Raw genomic sequence first — 19,112 nt, forward strand, 5'->3', positions numbered from 1 at the left:
GTTACACAAAATTTACTTACGCAATATTCACCCTTCGAAAAATTCTTCCTTAATTTATAAGCAGTTATTTTATGTCAATAATTCAAACAAAAAATTTAGTGCTTGAATTTTCACTTTCAACACATTATCTTGTGCAAAAATTTTATGACACAACTATATGTTGTGTTTTTTTCGTATCTTTCTAAGGAGTGAGTATCTTCCATGAATAAGGCACTAATGGTCACCAAACGTGACGGAAAACTGGAACCAATCAATCTTGATAAAATTCACCGTGTGATCACCTGGGCGGCAGAAGGGCTAGACAATGTGTCCGTGTCGCAAGTGGAATTACGCTCACACATTCAGTTTTACGAAGGTATTCGTACCTCTGATATTCACGAGACCATTATCAAAGCGGCTGCGGACTTAATCAGCAAAGATACGCCGGATTATCAATATCTTGCTGCGCGCCTTGCGGTGTTCCATTTGCGTAAAAAAGCCTACGGCCATTTCGATCCGCCGCGTTTATACGATCATGTGAAGAAACTCGTGCGCATGGGTAAATACGATCATGCCTTATTGGATGATTACACCCGTGAAGAATGGGACGAAATGGACGGTTTTATCGACCATTGGCGCGACATGACCTTCTCTTATGCGGCAGTGAAACAATTAGAAGGCAAATATTTAGTCCAAAACCGCGTGACCGGTGAGATCTACGAATCCGCCCAATTCCTCTATTTATTAGTAGCGGCAAGCCTGTTCTCCAAATACCCGCAAGAAACCCGTTTGGATTATATCCGTCGCTTCTATGATGCGACCTCCACCTTCAAAATCTCCTTGCCAACCCCAATCATGGCAGGCGTACGTACGCCAACCCGTCAATTCAGCTCTTGCGTGTTGATTGAATGTGGCGATAGCTTAGATTCCATTAACGCCACCGCCTCTGCCATCGTGAAATACGTTTCTCAACGTGCAGGTATCGGTGTGAATGCCGGTGCGATTCGTGCTCTTGGCAGCCAAATTCGTGGCGGCGAAGCGTTCCATACCGGTTGTATTCCGTTCTATAAATATTTCCAAACTGCCGTGAAATCTTGCTCCCAAGGCGGCGTGCGTGGCGGTGCGGCAACCGTGTACTACCCGATTTGGCACTTGGAAGTCGAAAGCCTGTTAGTATTGAAAAACAACCGTGGCGTGGAAGACAACCGCGTGCGTCACATGGACTACGGCGTACAACTTAACAAATTAATGTACCAACGCTTAATCAAAGGCGGCGACATTACCCTATTCAGTCCGTCCGATGTGCCGGGACTTTACGAAGCGTTCTTTGCGGATCAAGACAAGTTCGAACAACTTTACGTGCAATACGAGCAGGATCCGTCCATTCGTAAACGTACCGTGAAAGCTGTGGAATTGTTCTCTTTATTAATGCAAGAACGTGCGTCCACCGGTCGTATTTACATTCACAACGTGGATCACTGTAACACTCACTCACCGTTTGATCCAAAAGTCGCACCGGTGCGTCAATCCAACCTATGCTTAGAAATCGCTTTACCAACCAAACCGTTAAGCCATATTAACGATGAAGAAGGTGAAATCGCCCTTTGTACCCTTTCCGCCTTCAACTTAGGCAAATTGGACAACTTAGACGAGCTAGACAATCTGGCGGATCTTGCCGTTCGCGCATTAGATGCCTTATTGGATTACCAAGATTATCCGGTGATTGCAGCCAAACGCAGTTCCCTAGCCCGTCGTTCTTTAGGTATCGGCGTCATTAACTACGCGTACTACTTGGCGAAACACGGCGTGCGTTATTCCGATGGCAGCGCCAACGATTTAACTCACCGCACTTTCGAAGCCATTCAATATTACTTATTGAAAGCCTCCATGAACCTGGCGAAAGAACAAGGTGCGTGTGAATACTTCAATCAAACCACTTACGCGCAAGGCATTTTACCGATCGATACATACAAAAAAGACATCGACAGCTTAACCTCCGAGCCGTTACATTACGACTGGGAAAGCCTACGCCGCGACATCCAAGAATTCGGCTTGCGCAACTCTACCCTCACCGCCCTCATGCCGTCGGAAACCTCTTCACAGATTTCCAACGCCACCAACGGTATCGAACCGCCACGTGGCCATGTGAGCGTCAAAGCATCGAAAGACGGTATTTTGAAACAAGTGGTGCCGGATTATGAAAACTTGGGTGAAAACTACGAATTGCTTTGGGACATCCCGGGTAACGACGGCTACTTGCACTTGGTTGGTATCATGCAAAAATTCGTTGACCAAGCCATCTCCGCCAACACCAACTACGATCCGAAACGTTTTGAAGACGGCAAAGTACCGATGAAAGTGTTGTTAAAAGATCTCTTAACCGCTTACAAATACGGCTTAAAAACCCTCTACTATCAAAACACCCGTGACGGTGCAGAAGACAGCCAAGAAGATTTGGATGACGGCTGTGCAGGTGGAGCGTGTAAGATTTAGTTTAATAAAAGTGCGGTCAGATTTTTTTGAGTATTTAAAAATACTTTAAAAATTAGCCGCATTTTGTACTTTTTATTTTAAGAACATTTATTACAGGAGATTATTATGGCAATTCAATATTGGCATATGCAAATGCACCCAGATGAAATGGACTTTTCAGGTGTTGAATATATTCTTGAACATAAAAAAATTATTGGCTTAGGGCATTGGGAAGAAAAATCAAACCAGATTTCTCAATTTATTGATGATATGAAAGTTAATGATATTGTCGCGATTAAACAAGGTGCTCGCCTTATTGCATTAGTCCAGGTTATTGGTGGAAATTATGATGTAAATGATGATTCAGACTTAGATACCAAATGGATTATTCATAGAAGACCAATTAGAGTTTTAGACTGGGCTTTAACAGAACGTACTATTCCACAACCTCGTGGCACATTAAGTCGTTGCACAGATCCAAACGTTGAAACAACTAAAATTATTAAAGAGTGGCATAAACAAGTCGAAGAATCATTCACGAAAAGAAAATTAGATCTAACCGTTTAAAAATAGCGTAAGCATAGTAAGCCCATCCGATAGCGCAAGCGTCCACGCTTGTGCTAAGTAAATAAACTAAAGGCACAAGCGAAGACGCTTGCGCCAGCATAAAAAAACATTTTAAAAACTGACCGCACTTTACTCATAAGATTAAAGGACAAAAAATGGCATACACCACTTTCTCACAAAACAAAAACGACCAGTTAAAAGAACCGATGTTCTTTGGTCAAAACGTCAACGTGGCGCGTTACGATCAACAAAAATATGAGACGTTTGAAAAGCTCATTGAAAAACAACTTTCCTTCTTCTGGCGTCCGGAAGAAGTGGATGTGTCACAAGACCGTATCGACTACGCGGCGTTGCCTGAGCATGAAAAGCACATTTTCATCAGCAACTTAAAATATCAAACCTTGCTGGATTCCATTCAAGGTCGTAGCCCGAACGTGGCGTTGTTGCCGTTGGTGTCTATTCCGGAATTGGAAACCTGGATCGAGACCTGGACGTTCTCCGAAACCATTCACTCACGTTCTTATACGCACATTATTCGTAACATTGTGAACGATCCGTCTATCGTGTTTGATGACATCGTGACCAACGAAGAAATCATCAAACGTGCACGCGATATTTCTTCTTACTACGACGATTTAATCCGCGACAGCCAACTTTACAGCCTGTACGGCGAAGGCACTTACACCGTGGATGGCAAAGAATGTGTCGTCACATTGCGTAATTTGAAAAAACAACTTTACCTTTGCTTAATGAGCGTGAATGCGCTTGAAGCCATTCGTTTCTATGTGTCTTTCGCATGCTCCTTTGCCTTTGCTGAACGCCAATTAATGGAAGGCAACGCGAAAATTATTAAATTCATCGCCCGTGATGAAGCATTGCACTTAACCGGTACGCAGCATATTTTAAATATTATGGCAGCAGGTCAAGACGATCCGGAAATGGCTGAAATCGCGGAAGAATGTAAACAAGAAGCTTACGATTTATTCTTAGCGGCAGCAGAACAAGAAAAAGACTGGGCGGATTATTTGTTTAAAGACGGTTCTATGATCGGCTTGAACAGAGACATTTTGGTGCAATACGTGGAATACATCACCAATATCCGTATGCAGGCGGTCGGTTTGCCATTGCCATTCCAAGCGCGCTCCAACCCGATTCCTTGGATCAACGCGTGGCTAGTTTCCGACAACGTACAAGTGGCGCCGCAAGAAGTGGAAGTGAGTTCTTATCTTGTGGGTCAAATTGACTCCAAAGTGGACACTAAAGATTTCGACGATTTCGATCTGTAATCTTTGATGTCGCTAAAAGTGCGGTAGATTTTGTCAGCGTTTTTTAAAACACGCGGAAAACCCACCGCACTTTCATTTCTACACAATACCTACACAAAATATAATTTGATAACCGTCACAATTTTGTTAAAAAGTTGTTTCTAGAACGTTTGAATAATGCTAATAAATAACCTCTGCGGAGGATGTCTATTATGCAAACAAAAACAACGTTTTTTTCCAAATATAAAAGTCTTACCATTCTTGTTTTAGATTTTATCTTGATGTTGGTGCTGATAAATACCCTACCTTTCTCACCACAAGAAAATCGCGGCCTTGCCTTACTCATCTTTATCGGTATTTTATGGCTGACGGAAGCCTTTAACATCACCGTCACGTCATTAATGGTACCGATTTTTGCCATTGCTTTAGGCCTGATTAATACACAAAAGGCGCTCTCGCCTTTTGCTACGCCGATTATTTATATGTTCTTCGGCGGCTTTGTGATTGCGGCGGTGTTACAAATTCAGCAGTTGGATAAAATCATCGCAAATTACATCGTGCGCCTTGCCAAAGGGAATTTAAAACTCTCCGTGGCTTATTTATTCGGTGTCACGACTTTTTTATCCATGTGGATTAACAACACTGCCGTGGCTGCCATGATGTTGCCGTTAACCGTTGGGATGTTAAAAGGCATTGATGCCATGAAAAATTATCGCCTTTATGCGTTTACCTTATTAGGCATGGCCTTTTGCGCCAGTATCGGCGGCATCGGCACCTTGGTCGGCAGTGCACCAAATGCTATCTTGGCGTCTCAAATCCAAGTCACCTTCACTGAATGGCTGGGTTATGGCTTTCCGGTGATGTTGTTATTGTTGCCTTCCATGTTGTTCTCACTTTGGGTGATTTTGCGTCCGGATTTTAATATTGACTTCTCTCCTTCATTGGAAAAAGTCTCTTTCACGAAAAAGAACATCATCACCTTAATTATCTTCAGCGTGATGGCGTTATTGCTTCTTTTCAGCTCGCTTATCAACCCTTGGCTATCCGCCGCTTTGGGCTTGGCGAAAAAAATTGACAGCTTCGACAGTGTGATCGCCCTGAGCGTGGTGGTTATCATTGGCGTCACCGGGGTGGCAAAATGGAAAGAAATTCAGCAACGGGTGGAATGGGGCGTGTTGATGTTATTCGGTGGCGGTTTAACCCTAAGTATCGTCATGAAAGACTCCGGCGCCAGCAAAATTATGGCGGACAGTATCGTGCAATTCACACATGAAAAGCCGTTATGGGTGTTATGTTTTGCCATTAGTGCCTTTATTATTTTCTTAACAGAATTCACCTCCAACACCGCCAGCGCGGCATTGATTATGCCGATTGTGATTTCGGTAGCGCAAACCTTGAATTTACCGCCAATCGCGCTCGCCGCCATCATCGCCTGTGGGGCAAGCTGTGCATTCATGTTGCCAATCGCCACACCGCCGAATGCCATCGTGTTCGCAACCGGTCATGTAAAACAGGCAGACATGGCGAAAGTCGGCTTTATCTTGAATATGTTCTGCATAGCCATCATCGGCGGACTTACATATTTCGTCTGGATCTAATTTTTATTACAATAATGTTAATGCTATTTAGAGCAGCCTCCTAACTGCTCTTTTTTTATTTTAAAAAGAATGAAAATCCATTTATTACATCGCCAACAAACCATCGAACACGACAACCAAATTCCCTTGTTAAGCCGTTTGGAACAGCTTGGTATTCATCATGAATACCAATGCCGTAGCGGCTATTGCGGCTCCTGCCGGGTAAAAATAAAAAAAGGCAAAGTGTCCTACGCGGAAACCCCTTTAGCCTTTTTACAACAAGATGAGATTTTATTGTGTTGCTGTCGGGTGGAGGAAGATTTGGAGATTGAGGTGTAAAAACAGCGAGAAAAATGACCGCACTTTGATCCGTTTGGTCGCAAGTAAGTTTATCGAACTATTAAATACAAAAAGGGGCGATCACACGCCCCTACTTTTATAAATTATTTAAGTCCAACACGTCCGTCATATCAAATAAGCCGTTGTCTTTTCCTTCAAGCCATTTGGCGGCACGCACGGCACCGTTGGCAAAGGTCATACGGCTAGAGGCTTTGTGGGCGATTTCTACGCGTTCACCGATGTCGGCAAACCAAACGCTATGCTCGCCCACTACATCGGAAGCGCGAATCGTAGAAAAACCGATTTCATCCCGTTTACGTTCACCGATAATGCCGTCACGGCAGAATACGCCGTGGGTTTTCAAATCACGCCCTAAAGTTTTGGCGATGTGTTCACCCATGGAAAGTGCGGTGCCGGACGGCGCGTCCACTTTGTGACGATGGTGCGCTTCAATAATTTCAATGTCGCAATAATCGCCCATGACTTTAGCAGCTTTTTCCAATAATTTAAACACCAGATTCACGCCCACGCTGAAGTTAGACGCAAACACAATCCCGATCTTTTCAGCTGCCGCTTTAATCGCTACTTTGCCCGCATCATCAAAACCGGTGGTACCGATAATCATATTTTTATGATTAGCGGAACAAAACGCCAAATGCGCCAATGTGCCTTCCGGGCGGGTAAAATCAATTAATACATCAAATTGATCTTTCGCTGCGTTTAAATCATCCCCCACCTTAACGCCTAAGTTGCCAATGCCTGCCAACTCGCCTGCATCGGCACCGATTAAAGATGAGCCTACACGTTCAAATGCCGCGCCCAATTCAACACCTTCCGCGTTGTGCACTGCTTGAATCAATTGACGTCCCATGCGTCCGCCTGCGCCTACGATTGCAATTCTTAAAGCCATAATATTCTCCGATTTAAACTAACCTAAAATATTTAACGCGCCACCATAAATTAAGTAAGCGCCGAACAGAATAAAAATCACGCCCGAGGCATTGTCGATATAGCGACTGTATCGGCTATAAAAACGCTTGGCAAAGGAGCGTGAAAACAAGATGGAAATCACATAAAAATAAAGAAATGTTTCCACCGTGATAATCAAAAGTGCGGTCAAAATTTGCCGCGTTTCGGTGATGTTCACTAATACAAAAGACACCACACTGCTGAAATAAATCACCACTTTGGCATTGGATAAATTCACCAATAAACCTTTGATAATTTCATGCTTGGACGCGCCATGTTTTCGCTCTTTCGCGGAATCATCAAACACCGCGTTGGTTTTGACACGCGCCATTTTTACCCCGAGATAAAATAAATAGCTGCCACCCAATACCATTACGACACCCTGCAATGACGGCATCGTTTTGAATACAATCGCCAGTCCCAATACAGCCGCAGTCGCCCAAATGAACACGCCAATCGTAATGCCGATAACACCATAAATCGCAGTGCGCCGTGAACTGATTGCCGCCACACGGCTCACATAGAAGAAATCCGGTCCGGGCGAAAGCAATCCCATCAAGTGTACGAACATTAAATGTAACATAGCATTGCCTAAATAAAATGCGCCAATGCAAAAATGACCAAGATGCTATAACCGGCTGCCAAAATGTCATCTGCCATAATGCCGAAACCGTTGGTGAGTTTCTCATCAAAATAGCGGATCGGGTAAGGTTTTAAAATATCAAACAAGCGGAAGGCGGCAAAAGCGATAGTACACCAAAATAACGAAATTTGCGGCACTGCTAACAGCACGAAAAAAACGGCAACGATTTCATCCCACACAATGCTGCCGTGATCATGTACGCCCATGTCGTGGCTGGTGCGTTCGCATAACCAAATACCGAGGAAGAAACAAAGTGTGGTCAAAATAAAAAATGTTTTTGCGCCGAGCCAAGGCAATAATAACGCCCCCAATACTACGCCCACTAAACTGCCCCATGTGCCGGGCGCCGGATACAATAAACCGGAACCAAAGCCGAGCGCTAAAAAATGAATAGGATTGCGTAAATTCACCCGCTCAAGCGGATGTTGTGATGAGGTCATGATTTGTCCTATTTAAAATGGTCGAAGCCGCCCATCAATTCAAGCTCTACCGGCTGACCATTGCGTTGGAATTGAATGCGTTTTTTATTCTTCATCGGATTAATGGCTCGAATTTGCCCGATACAAGTATATTTCACGCCAATGTGGGATAAGGCTTTGTCTAATTTGGCTCTGTTGCTATCCGGCACGGTGAAGCAAAGTTCGTAGTCTTCGCCTCCGCATAAGGCATATTGCTCGGCTTGCGCCAAGCCGAATTCGCTTACTAACTCGGCGGATAACGGTAACTTATCCAATTCAATAACGGCGCCACATTGGCTACGTTCTAAAATATGGGTTAAATCCGCGGCACAACCATCGGAAATATCAATAGCCGAGCTTGCCAAGCCTGTTAAAGAAAGTTCCATGCCAAGTAGTACTCTTGGCGTTGGGTGTAAATGACGACGAATTAAAAATTCTTGCGCAGAATTGACCGCACTTTTGCCTTGCAATAAATAAGACAATCCGCCGGCGCTGTCGCCAAGGGTGCCTGAAACATAAACCCAATCGCCCACTTTCGCGTTATGACGACACAAGGCTTTATCTTTGGCGATAATCCCTTGCGCGGTAATGGTGATGCTGAGCGGACCTTTGGTAGTGTCTCCGCCGATTAAATCCACGTTATAATGATCGAGAATCGAAAAGAAACTTTTGCTAAATTCTTCCAACCATGGATGATCGATTTTTGGCAAGGTTAACGCCAAGGAAATCCACGCAGGCTCAGCGCCCATAGAGGCTAAATCACTGAGATTGCCGGCAACGGCTTTATAGGCTAAATCCGTTGGGCTGATATTCGGTAAGAAATGAATATTTTCCACCATGGTGTCGGTGGTAATAGCGAGATGTTGATTGGGATTAAGTTCGGTGACGGCACAATCGTCACCGACTGAAAGTAATACATCCTTACGAGGAGAACGTTTGGACGCAGTAAAATAACGTTGAATTATGTCAAATTCGCCTTCACTCATCCTGCCTCCTGCAAAATGTTAGCGACGCACAACCGGTGCGATTTTATCTAACACACCGTTAATATATTTGTGGCTCTCATCCGCACCGAATACTTTGGCCACTTCGATAGCTTCATTGATCACCACTTTATACGGCACATCCGCTTCAAACTGTAATTCATACACAGCAAGACGCAAAATGGCTTTTTCAATAGGATCCAGTTCATCTAAGGTACGATCTAAATAACCTTGCATGGTGTGTTCCACCGCATCCACATTTTCCACCGTTTGACGGAATAATTTGCGGAAATACGGCTTATCAACACCATTCATGTCTTGCTCGGTCATGAAGTTTAATTCGACCAGCTCAGGGCTATTTTGCGAAATAGCCCAAGAATATAACGCCTGCACCGCACATTCACGGGCGCGACGGCGTGGAGAGATTTTTTTTGTTTGTTCAGCCATTGTCAGTTACGCAGCCTGAATTTGATTTAACAAATTATACATTTCTAACGCAACTAATGCGGCTTCCGCCCCTTTGTTGCCGGCTTTGGTGCCTGCACGCTCAATAGCTTGCTCAATGTTTTCCGTTGTTAACACACCAAAAGCCACCGGAATTTCAGCTTCCATCGCCACTTTGCCTAAACCGCTGCTGGCTTCACCTGCAACATATTCAAAGTGCGCTGTACCACCACGGATCACTGTACCTAAAGCAACAATAGCATCGAATTTTTTACTTTCAGCCAAACGACGGGCAACTAACGGTAATTCATATGCTCCCGGCACACGCACTAAGGTGATGTTGTCATCTTTCACCTGACCAACACGTTTTAACGCATCTAGGGCGCCTTCAAGTAGGCTCTCATTAATAAAACTGTTGAAACGGCTGATAACGACGGCAATTTTAGCCTTTGGTGCGGCGATATTACCTTCTAAAACTTTCATGTTCTGTCCTATTGTTGTGTTAATAAAAAATTGCGCGCGAATTCTAGCATAAAATTCATTTTCTGGCAGTAAGAAAAAGCCAAAGTGCGGTTAAAAAACGCTGTTTTTTATAACCGCACTTTATTACCGGTATTACCGGTATTACTGGTTAGACTGAATTAACGCCAAGCTTTGAATTGATTAATCAAGCCGTTAGTTGAGCTGTCATGGCTTTCAATTTTATCGTTGGTCACCAATTCAGGTAGAATTCGGTTGGCTAGCTGTTTACCTAGTTCCACGCCCCATTGGTCAAAGCTGTAAATATTGAACAATACGCCTTGTACGAAAATTTTGTGTTCATACATGGCAATCAACGCGCCTAAACTAAACGGTGTAATTTTTTGTAACAAAATGGAATTGGTCGGCTTGTTACCGGTGAAGACTTTAAACGGCACGATATCTTCCACTTCCGCCAACGTTTTACCTGCTTTTAAGAATTCTGCTTCCACTTGTTCTTTGGTTTTACCAAATGCCAAGGCTTCTGTTTGTGCGAAGAAGTTAGATAACAATTTCGCGTGATGATCGGATAACGGATTATGACTTTGCGCCGGTGCGATGAAATCACAAGGAATCAGGCTTGTGCCTTGGTGGATTAATTGATAGAACGCGTGTTGACCGTTAGTGCCAGGTTCGCCCCAAATGATTGGCCCGGTTTGATAATCACGAATAACATTGCCATTGCGATCAACATATTTACCGTTGGATTCCATGTTGCCTTGTTGGAAATAAGCCGCAAAGCGATGTAAATATTGGTCGTACGGTAAAATGGCTTCAGTTTGTGCGCCAAGGAAATTGGTGTTCCACAAGCCCACTAATGCTAATGTGGTCGGAATATTTTGCTCTAACGGCGCATTTAAGAAATGCTGATCCATCGCGTGCGCACCACTTAACAAGGCTTCAAAGTTGTCAAAACCGATAGACAACGCAATGGATAAACCGATGGCAGACCATAAAGAATAACGGCCACCAACCCAATCCCAGAATTCAAACATATTGTCGGTATCAATACCGAATTCCGCTACCGCTTTTGCATTGGTAGACAGTGCTGCAAAGTGTTTTGCCACATGGGCAGGATCTTTCGCTGCGGCAAGGAACCAATCGCGGGCAGACAATGCGTTAGTCATGGTTTCTTGGGTGGTGAACGTTTTGGAAGCCACTAAAATTAAGGTGGTTTCCGGATTCACTTTTTTCAAAGTTTCCGCAATATGAGTGCCATCCACGTTAGACACAAAGTGCATCGTGAGGTGGTTTTTGTAAGGGCGCAACGCTTCGGTCACCATGTACGGGCCAAGATCCGAACCGCCGATACCGATATTAATGACGTCAGTGATCGCCTTGCCGGTATAACCTTTCCATTCGCCGGAAATTACACGTGCGCAAAAAGTTTTCATTTTCGCCAACACCGCATTGACTTCCGGCATTACATCTTTGCCGTCAACCAACACCGGGGTATTAGCGCGATTACGAAGTGCGGTATGTAATACGGCACGATTTTCTGTACGGTTGATTTTTTCACCGTCAAACATGGCTTTCTTCGCTTGTGCCAAGCCACATTCTTCACTGAGTTGACGCAATAAGCCAAGGGTTTCTTGGGTTAGATTATTTTTGGAAAAATCTACCAAAATCTCATCGTTAAACGTTAAAGAATATTTGTTGAAACGATCTTTCTCTTGCGCAAATAATTCTTGAATCGTCGCATTTTTGCGTTGTGCATGATGTTGGGTTAATGCTTTCCATGCGTTAGTTTGAGTTGGATTAATGTTTTGCATAAGCTCTCCTTAAACTTAATCGTTAAGATTTAATCAATGTATTCGGTTAAAACACGCGGGGTTAATTTGGTAATTAATTCATAGCTGATAATGCCGGCAATTGACGCAATTTCTTCAATCGGTAATTCTTTGCCCCACAGAATCACCTCATCACCCACCTTATCTTGGCTGTCTGCGCCGAGATCCACGGTCAACATATCCATGGACACCTTGCCCACAATCGATACGCGGCGGCCGTTAAGATAAACCGGAGTGCCTTCCGGCACATCACGCGGATAGCCATCGCCATAACCAATGGCCACCACGCCGATTTTGGTATCTTTATCACTTACCCACACACCGCCGTACCCCACAGGTTCGCCTTTCTTGTGTTCACGCACGGCAATTAAAGAAGAGGTTAAATTCATCACCGGCGTTAAACCATATTCTTTTCCTGCCGAATTATTCGGCGAAATACCGTACATAATAATGCCGGGACGAATCCAATCTAAATGCGCCTCCGGCCAAAACAGAATACCACCGGAAGCAGAAATGCTACGCTCACCGGATTTCCCTTCCGTTGCCTGTAAAAATCGGGCTAATTGTTTCTCAGTATAACCGCACTCCAGTTCATCTGCACGGCTAAAGTGGCTCACAAAACCAATATTCGGATCGACACAAGAGAGGGATTTTAATTTTTGGTAGAAGGTCTCAACCTCATCCAAATGCACGCCTAAACGATGCATTCCCGTATCAATTTTTAACCACACTTTTACCGGATTTGGTGTTTTCGCTTTTTCCAAAGCCTCTAACTGTTCTTTGCTGTGCACCACGGTTTGAATGTTATTTACCGCCAAAATCGGTAAATCTTTAGACGAAAAAAAGCCTTCTAATAACAAAATCGGCTTGGTAATACCGTTGGAACGCAATTTTAATGCCTCTTCCAAACGTGCCACGCCAAAACAATCGACTAAGCTTTCTACGGCGGAAGAAAGAAATACGACACCATGTCCGTAAGCATTGGCTTTGACTACCGCAATAATTTTGCTATTCGGTGCTTTTTGTTTGATGGTTTGAATATTATGTTTTAAGGCAACAGAACTGATTTTGGCTGTTGCGGGTTTCATGTGCATTTTTTATCTCTTTTACGTTGTGTTATCTAATATTCGTCATCGTAATAATGATGTTCCGCTAAATTATCAAAACGGGAAAAATTGCCTTGGAATGCCAACTTCACACGTCCAATTGGTCCATTACGTTGTTTACCGATGATGATTTCCGCAATGCCTTTTTCTTCCGACTCACGGTTATACACTTCATCACGATAAATAAACATAATTAAATCCGCGTCTTGTTCAATGGATCCCGACTCCCGCAAATCCGAGTTCACCGGGCGTTTATCCTGACGGTTTTCCAATGTACGGTTTAATTGTGACAGGGCGATCACCGGCACTTCCAACTCTTTCGCTAAGGCTTTTAAAGAACGGGAAATTTCGGCAATTTCTAAAGTACGATTATCGGAAAAGGCCGGCGCGCGCATTAATTGAAGGTAGTCCACCATGATTAAACTCAACCCGCCATTCTCACGATAAACCCGTCTGGCACGGGAACGAAGCTCTGTCGGCGTTAAGCCGGAAGAATCGTCAATAAACAAATTCGGTTTTTTGGCAAGCATACCCATGGTACTGGAAATTTTCGCCCAATCATTGTCATCCAAGCCTTGACCTGTACGAATTTTTGTTTGATCCACACGAGAAAGTGACGCAAGGCTACGCATCATGATTTGTTCGGCAGGCATCTCTAAACTGAATACCAATACCGGTTTTTCACTGCCTAACGCGGCATTCTCACAGAGGTTCATCGCAAAGGTGGTTTTCCCCATGGAAGGGCGCGCGGCAACAATGATTAAATCGGATTTCTGCAAACCGGCGGTTTTCTTATCTAAATCTTTAAAGCCGGTAGAAACCCCGGTGACGCCAGAATGATCTTTGGTTTGACTAAGTTGTTCGATTTTGCTGATGGTGTTTTCTAACACATTGATGATATTTTGTGGGCCTTCATTACTGGAACTGCGCTTTTCCGCAATGGCAAAGACTTCCCGTTCCGCCTCGTCTAATAATTGTTTAACATCCTGCCCTTTTGGTGAATAGCTATTTTGCGCAATTTTATTTCCTACAGAAATCAACTCTCGCATAATCGCTTTTTCGCGCACCACATTGGCATAGGCGCCAGCATTAGCCGCACTTGGCGTGTTATTGGATAGCTCCGCTAAATAAGCAAAACCACCGACTTGCTCTATAACTTCTCTATTTTTTAAGGCTTGTTCTAAGGTAATCAAATCAACCGGCGCCTGTTGCGCCATTAATTTTTCCATTTCCTCAAAAATCAGGCGATGTTCGAAACGGTAAAAATCCTCTTTTACGACATTTTCCGCCACATCATCCCAGCATTTATCATTCAATAAAATACTGCCCAGCACCGCTTGTTCGGCTTCAATAGAATGAGGAGGGATATTCAGAGTGGTTTGTTCTTTTGCTGGAGGAGAATTTTTAGACGCCATTATTGCCTCGGTTAACAGAAAAAAGTCGCTATATGATATACCAAATCCGAGGGTGATTTAACTTAAAAGTGGAAAGTTTTCACTTAAAGGCGGAAAAAAGTGCGGTGGATTTTCGTTGAGAATTTCCACCGCACTTTATATGAGAAATGAATCGGTTAGAGGATCAATTCACCTTTTAATTTTCGTCTTGCCGCAACAGCATCAGATAACTGTTGTAACACGGTTTCACTGTCCTCCCAACCAATGCAGCTGTCGGTGATGCTTTGTCCGTATGTCAACGGCTGACCTTCAACCAAGTTTTGACGCCCTTCAACCAAGTGACTTTCGATCATTACACCAAAAATTTTCTCGGAACCGGAAGCGATTTGCCCGCACACGTCTTTACAAACCTCCAATTGTTTTTTGAATTGTTTGCTACTGTTGGCATGGCTGAAATCAACCATAACATGAGATTTGTAGCCTGCTTTAGCCAATTCTTCGCATACGTCATTAACATCTTTTTCGCTGTAATTCGGGCCGTTGTCACCACCACGTAAAATAATATGGCAGTCATTATTACCTTTCGTGGACACAATTGCAGAGTGGCCGAACTTGGTAACCGATAAGAAATGGTGTGGCGCTTCTGCCGCACCGATGGCATCTAACGCTATTTTTACGCAACCGTTAGTGGCATTTTTAAAACCGACCGCACAAGACAAGCCGGAAGCCAATTCACGGTGAACTTGAGACTCGGTGGTTCTTGCCCCAATGGCCCCCCAACTCATGAAATCCGCTAAATATTGCGGCGTAATCATATCCAAAAACTCCCCTGCCGTCGGTACGGTTAAATCGTTAATGTCCGATAGCAATTTACGCGCCATACGCAAACCGTCGTTTAAGGCATAAGAATTATTTAAATGCGGGTCATTAATGAGGCCTTTCCAACCCACAGTAGTACGCGGCTTTTCAAAATAAACGCGCATGATAATTTGTAAGGTGTCTTTATATTTTTCACGCATTAATTTAATACGTTGCGCATATTCCAATGCGGCTTTCGGATCATGGATGGAACAAGGACCAATCACGACAAGCAGGCGATCATTGCCACCATGAATAATTTGGTGAGTTTCTTTGCGTGCTTGTTCTACGGTTTTCGCCGCAACATTGCTTGCAGGATATTTTTCCAGCAACGCAATTGGCGGTAACACCTGCTCGATTTTGCCAATTCGTGTATCGTCATTCTCAATGGAAATATCGTTCTTTGTTTTCATGATTCACTCTCTTAAATACAACAAATTTAAAAATTACCGAAAAAAGTGGTTTCACTCTACCACTATAATTTGTACTAGTAAACTAGTTTATTTGCAATTTTATTAATGACTACTCAATACTTGCGCCGGTTGTAATTTTACCGCACGATTTGCCGGATAAAGGCTGGCGAATAAACTCAACACCAAAGCGGCAAGCAATACCAACAAGACATCTTGCCAGTGCAATTCTGTCGGAAGGAAATCTACGAAGTAAATACCGTCGGATAGTAACTTCCGCCCTAGCGCCATTTCAAGCCACTGAATTAATTGGGTGAGATTTAACGCCAACATAATCCCCAATACAATGCCAATCAGACTGCCTTTCATGCCTGCCTGCAGACCGTACCAAATAAAAATCCGTTTAATGAACCGATTATTCGCACCAAGAGTACGCATAATGGCAATATCGCCGGCTTTATCTTTCACCGCCATAATGAGCGTGGAGACAATATTAAAGCAAGCCACGCCAATCACCAACACCATGGCGATATACATCACCGTGCGGATCAGCTGAATATCCCGATACATATAGCCAAATTTGCTAATCCATGTTTGTAAATACAAGGTTTGCGGATAATCCTGCAACATGGAGTAATTCATGGTTTGTACGCTAAATGGATCCGTGGTTTTTAACTCTACCCCGCTCACTTCATCCGGTTGATATTCCATTAATTGTTGAGCCTGTGCCAACGGCATTAAGGCATAACTGTGATCCAGTTGGCCATCCAAACGTAAAATACCGGTCACTTGCACCCGTTCGCGTAAAGGCTGGGATAAATTTTCCGAGCCTTTTTGCTGAGAAATCAGCAAAGAAACCCAATCCCCTTCTTGCACGCCCAAATCCCGCGCAATGCCATAGCCCAAGATCAAGCCGCCTTGCTTGGCAAAATGCTGCCAGCCTTCGTTTAACACAAAACGCCCTAACGTACTGACCGAGTCTTGCAACCGACTTTCCACCCCTTTAATTTGCACCACTTTTAATTTCGCGCCGTTTTCCACCAACGCGGTAAAACTTACAAAAGGTGAAATGCCGTTAATTTGCGGATTCTGTTTTAATTTCGTCTGCAAATTTTGCCAATGACGAATAGATGTTTCATGTTGTCCCGGTGCTCTAGTAATTTCCGCGTGTGGCACCACGGCTAAAATCCGCTGATTGAGTTCACGTTCAAAACCGTTCATGGCACTTAGGCCCACAATCAACACCGCCACACCAAGGGCAATGCCAAGACTGGAAAAGAAAGAAATCAGCGACACCAAACGGTTCTTATGCTTACTCCGTTGGTAACGCCAGCTAATAAAAAATGGCGTATTCATCAGGCATTTTCCTCGCGCAATACGCCGTCTTGCATGATTAAGCGACGGTTAAGTTTTTCCGCCAAGCTCAAGTCATGGGTTACCAATAAAAAGGCGATCTGTTTTTCTTGGTTGAGCTGTTGTATCAGTTCAAAAATGCTTTCTGTGGTTTTGTGATCCAAATTCCCTGTAGGTTCATCAGCCAACACCAACGCGGGGTTATTCACCAACGCACGGGCAATTGCCACCCGTTGACGCTCACCGCCCGACAACGCGGACGGTCGATGTGAAATTCTATGTTGTAAACCGACCGCACTTAGCATTTGTTCTGCGCGGGATTGCGCCTCGCCTTTATTTTGTCGACCAATTAACATCGGCATCATCACGTTCTCAAGTGCGGTGAAATCTGCCATTAAATGATGAAATTGATACACAAAACCTAAATACTGATTACGCAACTTCGCCAACGCATTCGGCGTCATTTTCTGCAAAGATTGTCCGTTGATAAACACTTCACCGCTACTCGGTTGATCCAAACCGCCCAAGGTGTGCAACAACGTGCTTTTACCGGATCCCGAGCTTCCCACGATGGCAACCAACTCTCCCGGTTGCATGGAAAAAGACACCTGTTTTAACACTTCCGTTTGCTGGTTGCCTTCCTGATAAAATTTACTGATATTTTGACTGGATAATAATGCTGTACTCATTTTTTCATCTCTTTTATTCATAGCGTAAGGCTTCCGCAGGTTCTACTTTCGCTGCTCGATAGGCCGGATAAATCGTCGACAACAAAGACAATAGAATTGAAAAGGCAACAATCACGATAAGCTGTAGCGGATCAAGTGCGGTCGGTAAATACATCGCTTGTGAGCCTAATAAGTTCACAATGCGATCTAAATTTAAGGTCACCACCACGCCCAAGATCGAACCGATTAATGTGCCCATTATGCCCACCAATAAGCCTTGATAGATAAAGATGGAGCGCACCTGCCCTTTGGTTAATCCTTGAGTTTGCAAAATAGCAATTTCACCCTGTTTATCCACCACCATTAAACTTAAGGATGTAATGATATTGGAAATCGCCACCACAATAATTAAGCTCACCAGCAAGCCCATCATGTTTTTCTCCATCCGCACCGCTTGGAAAAACTCACCTTTTTGAGCGCGCCAGTCGGTGATTTGGTAGGGTTTAGGAAAGGCTGTCGGTAATTCGGTAATCAAAAACGGATCCGTTAAAAATAAACGATAACCTTGCGCTTCGCCCGGCTGAATTCGCATTAAACGGCCAATATCCGTTAAATTGGCAAACGCCTCATAGCCCGAAGCTTCGCCGGTGTCAAAATAGATTTCGCTCACGGTGAACAAACGTTGTAACGGCACACGACCAAAAGGCGTATATTGGCTGTTTTCGGTAATCATCAAACGCACTTTATCACCTACGTAAATGTTTAATTTTTGTGCTAATTGATCCCCAATAATGATATTAAACCCGCCCGCAGGTAAGACATTATTAAAGTCTTGCGTAGGCAAACCGCCTAACATCGGGTCATCATCAAATTCACGCACCCCAATCACCTGCCCCGCGCTCACGCCGGAGGCTGTTTGAAAGATCACATTGGTCATGTTAATCGGTACGGCTTTATGCACAAAATTCAGCATGGGTGGCATAGTTTCATCAATATTCACTCTGTTTGCCGGGCTAACAATGGCATGTGGCAATGAAGAAAGCACCTGCTGTTTTTGATGGCCTTCCAAACCATTCATCACGGAAAGCACAATAATTAACGCCATGACGCCAAGTACAATACCGAAGCTGGCCAAATTGGTGACCAATCGCCCAAAACGATCAGCACTTTTTGCCCGCCAATAGCGCAACGCAATAAAAAGAGGGGTAGATAACATCATAACTGATTAAAACTAATTAAAATTAGGGAAAAAATTGCGGGCTAGTTTAACATAGCCCGAGATAAAAAGCAGAAAATCGACAAAGAATTCTCCCCTATC

18 protein-coding genes are annotated in these 19,112 nt (G+C 43.9%); 5 read left to right on the forward strand and 13 right to left on the reverse strand.

Going from position 1 to position 19,112, the window contains the following annotated elements:
- Nucleotides 1–201: 201 nt before the first annotated feature.
- The 5 genes from nrdA (at nucleotide 202) to yfaE (ending at nucleotide 6,199) form a co-directional block, all read left to right on the forward strand.
- Complete coding sequence (nrdA, locus tag DK428_RS01275) at nucleotides 202–2,472, forward strand: class 1a ribonucleoside-diphosphate reductase subunit alpha (RefSeq protein WP_109063704.1); 2,271 nt, start codon at nucleotides 202–204, stop codon at nucleotides 2,470–2,472.
- Nucleotides 2,473–2,577: 105 nt separating this feature from the next.
- The gene (locus DK428_RS01280) at nucleotides 2,578–3,018 is read left to right on the forward strand and encodes a pyruvate kinase (RefSeq protein WP_102704314.1); all 441 of its coding nucleotides are present in this window, start codon (nucleotides 2,578–2,580) and stop codon (nucleotides 3,016–3,018) included.
- A 155-nt stretch (nucleotides 3,019–3,173) separates the two neighbouring features.
- Entirely contained in the window at nucleotides 3,174–4,304 is a 1,131-nt protein-coding gene (gene nrdB, locus DK428_RS01285; RefSeq protein ID WP_005700384.1) for a class Ia ribonucleoside-diphosphate reductase subunit beta, read from the forward strand.
- 191 nt (nucleotides 4,305–4,495) lie between these two features.
- Nucleotides 4,496–5,881, forward strand: a complete 1,386-nt coding sequence (locus DK428_RS01290) for an SLC13 family permease (RefSeq protein ID WP_109063705.1) — start codon at nucleotides 4,496–4,498, stop codon at nucleotides 5,879–5,881.
- Between the two features lie 69 nt (nucleotides 5,882–5,950).
- Nucleotides 5,951–6,199, forward strand: a complete 249-nt coding sequence (yfaE, locus tag DK428_RS01295) for a class I ribonucleotide reductase maintenance protein YfaE (protein WP_109058973.1) — start codon at nucleotides 5,951–5,953, stop codon at nucleotides 6,197–6,199.
- A gap of 97 nt (nucleotides 6,200–6,296) precedes the next feature.
- On the opposite strand, the gene dapB is transcribed toward yfaE, so the two are convergent.
- From dapB to DK428_RS01360, 13 genes are all read right to left on the reverse strand, one after another.
- On the reverse strand, nucleotides 6,297–7,109 hold the full coding sequence (gene dapB / locus DK428_RS01300) for a 4-hydroxy-tetrahydrodipicolinate reductase (protein WP_109063706.1): 813 nt from the start codon (nucleotides 7,107–7,109) through the stop codon (nucleotides 6,297–6,299).
- 18 nt (nucleotides 7,110–7,127) lie between these two features.
- Nucleotides 7,128–7,751, reverse strand: a complete 624-nt coding sequence (locus tag DK428_RS01305) for a LysE family transporter (protein ID WP_109063707.1) — start codon at nucleotides 7,749–7,751, stop codon at nucleotides 7,128–7,130.
- 8 nt (nucleotides 7,752–7,759) lie between these two features.
- Nucleotides 7,760–8,251 (reverse strand): phosphatidylglycerophosphatase A family protein, encoded by a 492-nt coding sequence (locus DK428_RS01310; RefSeq protein ID WP_109063708.1) that lies wholly within the window; start codon nucleotides 8,249–8,251, stop codon nucleotides 7,760–7,762.
- 8 nt (nucleotides 8,252–8,259) lie between these two features.
- Nucleotides 8,260–9,255: a thiamine-phosphate kinase gene (thiL, locus tag DK428_RS01315; RefSeq protein ID WP_005700377.1), complete on the reverse strand. Its 996-nt coding sequence runs from the start codon at nucleotides 9,253–9,255 to the stop codon at nucleotides 8,260–8,262.
- An 18-nt stretch (nucleotides 9,256–9,273) separates the two neighbouring features.
- Nucleotides 9,274–9,699 (reverse strand): transcription antitermination factor NusB, encoded by a 426-nt coding sequence (gene nusB / locus DK428_RS01320; protein ID WP_005700376.1) that lies wholly within the window; start codon nucleotides 9,697–9,699, stop codon nucleotides 9,274–9,276.
- A gap of 6 nt (nucleotides 9,700–9,705) precedes the next feature.
- Complete coding sequence (ribH, locus tag DK428_RS01325; protein WP_109063709.1) at nucleotides 9,706–10,179, reverse strand: 6,7-dimethyl-8-ribityllumazine synthase; 474 nt, start codon at nucleotides 10,177–10,179, stop codon at nucleotides 9,706–9,708.
- Between the two features lie 158 nt (nucleotides 10,180–10,337).
- A complete protein-coding gene (gene pgi / locus DK428_RS01330) occupies nucleotides 10,338–11,987 on the reverse strand; it encodes a glucose-6-phosphate isomerase (RefSeq protein ID WP_065295792.1) in 1,650 nt (549 codons plus the stop codon).
- Between the two features lie 29 nt (nucleotides 11,988–12,016).
- Nucleotides 12,017–13,099: an alanine racemase gene (gene alr / locus DK428_RS01335; RefSeq protein ID WP_109063710.1), complete on the reverse strand. Its 1,083-nt coding sequence runs from the start codon at nucleotides 13,097–13,099 to the stop codon at nucleotides 12,017–12,019.
- A gap of 26 nt (nucleotides 13,100–13,125) precedes the next feature.
- Entirely contained in the window at nucleotides 13,126–14,526 is a 1,401-nt protein-coding gene (locus DK428_RS01340; RefSeq protein WP_109092117.1) for a replicative DNA helicase, read from the reverse strand.
- A gap of 155 nt (nucleotides 14,527–14,681) precedes the next feature.
- Nucleotides 14,682–15,776 carry a 3-deoxy-7-phosphoheptulonate synthase AroG gene (gene aroG, locus DK428_RS01345; RefSeq protein WP_275425106.1) on the reverse strand — a complete coding sequence of 365 codons (1,095 nt, stop codon included), beginning with the start codon at nucleotides 15,774–15,776 and terminating at the stop codon, nucleotides 14,682–14,684.
- Between the two features lie 102 nt (nucleotides 15,777–15,878).
- Nucleotides 15,879–17,129: a lipoprotein-releasing ABC transporter permease subunit LolE gene (gene lolE / locus DK428_RS01350; RefSeq protein ID WP_109063713.1), complete on the reverse strand. Its 1,251-nt coding sequence runs from the start codon at nucleotides 17,127–17,129 to the stop codon at nucleotides 15,879–15,881.
- Nucleotides 17,129–17,815, reverse strand: a complete 687-nt coding sequence (gene lolD / locus DK428_RS01355; protein ID WP_005700368.1) for a lipoprotein-releasing ABC transporter ATP-binding protein LolD — start codon at nucleotides 17,813–17,815, stop codon at nucleotides 17,129–17,131. The genes lolE and lolD overlap by 1 nt, the downstream gene beginning before the upstream one ends.
- A 13-nt stretch (nucleotides 17,816–17,828) precedes the next feature.
- The gene (locus tag DK428_RS01360) at nucleotides 17,829–19,013 is read right to left on the reverse strand and encodes a lipoprotein-releasing ABC transporter permease subunit (protein ID WP_109063714.1); all 1,185 of its coding nucleotides are present in this window, start codon (nucleotides 19,011–19,013) and stop codon (nucleotides 17,829–17,831) included.
- Nucleotides 19,014–19,112 lie beyond the last annotated feature (99 nt).

Source organism: Aggregatibacter kilianii, assembly GCF_003130255.1.
In the GTDB taxonomy this organism is placed as follows: domain Bacteria; phylum Pseudomonadota; class Gammaproteobacteria; order Enterobacterales; family Pasteurellaceae; genus Aggregatibacter; species Aggregatibacter kilianii.

Coding starts and splice junctions, on each gene's coding strand:
- nrdA (WP_109063704.1), top strand. CDS start 202: ATGAATAAGGCACTAATGGTCACCAAACGTGACGGAAAACTGGAACCA.
- ribH (WP_109063709.1), bottom strand. CDS start 10,179: ATGAAAGTTTTAGAAGGTAATATCGCCGCACCAAAGGCTAAAATTGCC.
- nrdB (WP_005700384.1), top strand. CDS start 3,174: ATGGCATACACCACTTTCTCACAAAACAAAAACGACCAGTTAAAAGAA.
- yfaE (WP_109058973.1), top strand. CDS start 5,951: ATGAAAATCCATTTATTACATCGCCAACAAACCATCGAACACGACAAC.
- DK428_RS01310 (WP_109063708.1), bottom strand. CDS start 8,251: ATGACCTCATCACAACATCCGCTTGAGCGGGTGAATTTACGCAATCCT.
- pgi (WP_065295792.1), bottom strand. CDS start 11,987: ATGCAAAACATTAATCCAACTCAAACTAACGCATGGAAAGCATTAACC.
- aroG (WP_275425106.1), bottom strand. CDS start 15,776: ATGAAAACAAAGAACGATATTTCCATTGAGAATGACGATACACGAATT.
- lolE (WP_109063713.1), bottom strand. CDS start 17,129: ATGAATACGCCATTTTTTATTAGCTGGCGTTACCAACGGAGTAAGCAT.
- DK428_RS01360 (WP_109063714.1), bottom strand. CDS start 19,013: ATGATGTTATCTACCCCTCTTTTTATTGCGTTGCGCTATTGGCGGGCA.
- DK428_RS01290 (WP_109063705.1), top strand. CDS start 4,496: ATGCAAACAAAAACAACGTTTTTTTCCAAATATAAAAGTCTTACCATT.
- lolD (WP_005700368.1), bottom strand. CDS start 17,815: ATGAGTACAGCATTATTATCCAGTCAAAATATCAGTAAATTTTATCAG.
- DK428_RS01340 (WP_109092117.1), bottom strand. CDS start 14,526: ATGGCGTCTAAAAATTCTCCTCCAGCAAAAGAACAAACCACTCTGAAT.
- DK428_RS01280 (WP_102704314.1), top strand. CDS start 2,578: ATGGCAATTCAATATTGGCATATGCAAATGCACCCAGATGAAATGGAC.
- nusB (WP_005700376.1), bottom strand. CDS start 9,699: ATGGCTGAACAAACAAAAAAAATCTCTCCACGCCGTCGCGCCCGTGAA.
- thiL (WP_005700377.1), bottom strand. CDS start 9,255: ATGAGTGAAGGCGAATTTGACATAATTCAACGTTATTTTACTGCGTCC.
- alr (WP_109063710.1), bottom strand. CDS start 13,099: ATGCACATGAAACCCGCAACAGCCAAAATCAGTTCTGTTGCCTTAAAA.
- DK428_RS01305 (WP_109063707.1), bottom strand. CDS start 7,751: ATGTTACATTTAATGTTCGTACACTTGATGGGATTGCTTTCGCCCGGA.
- dapB (WP_109063706.1), bottom strand. CDS start 7,109: ATGGCTTTAAGAATTGCAATCGTAGGCGCAGGCGGACGCATGGGACGT.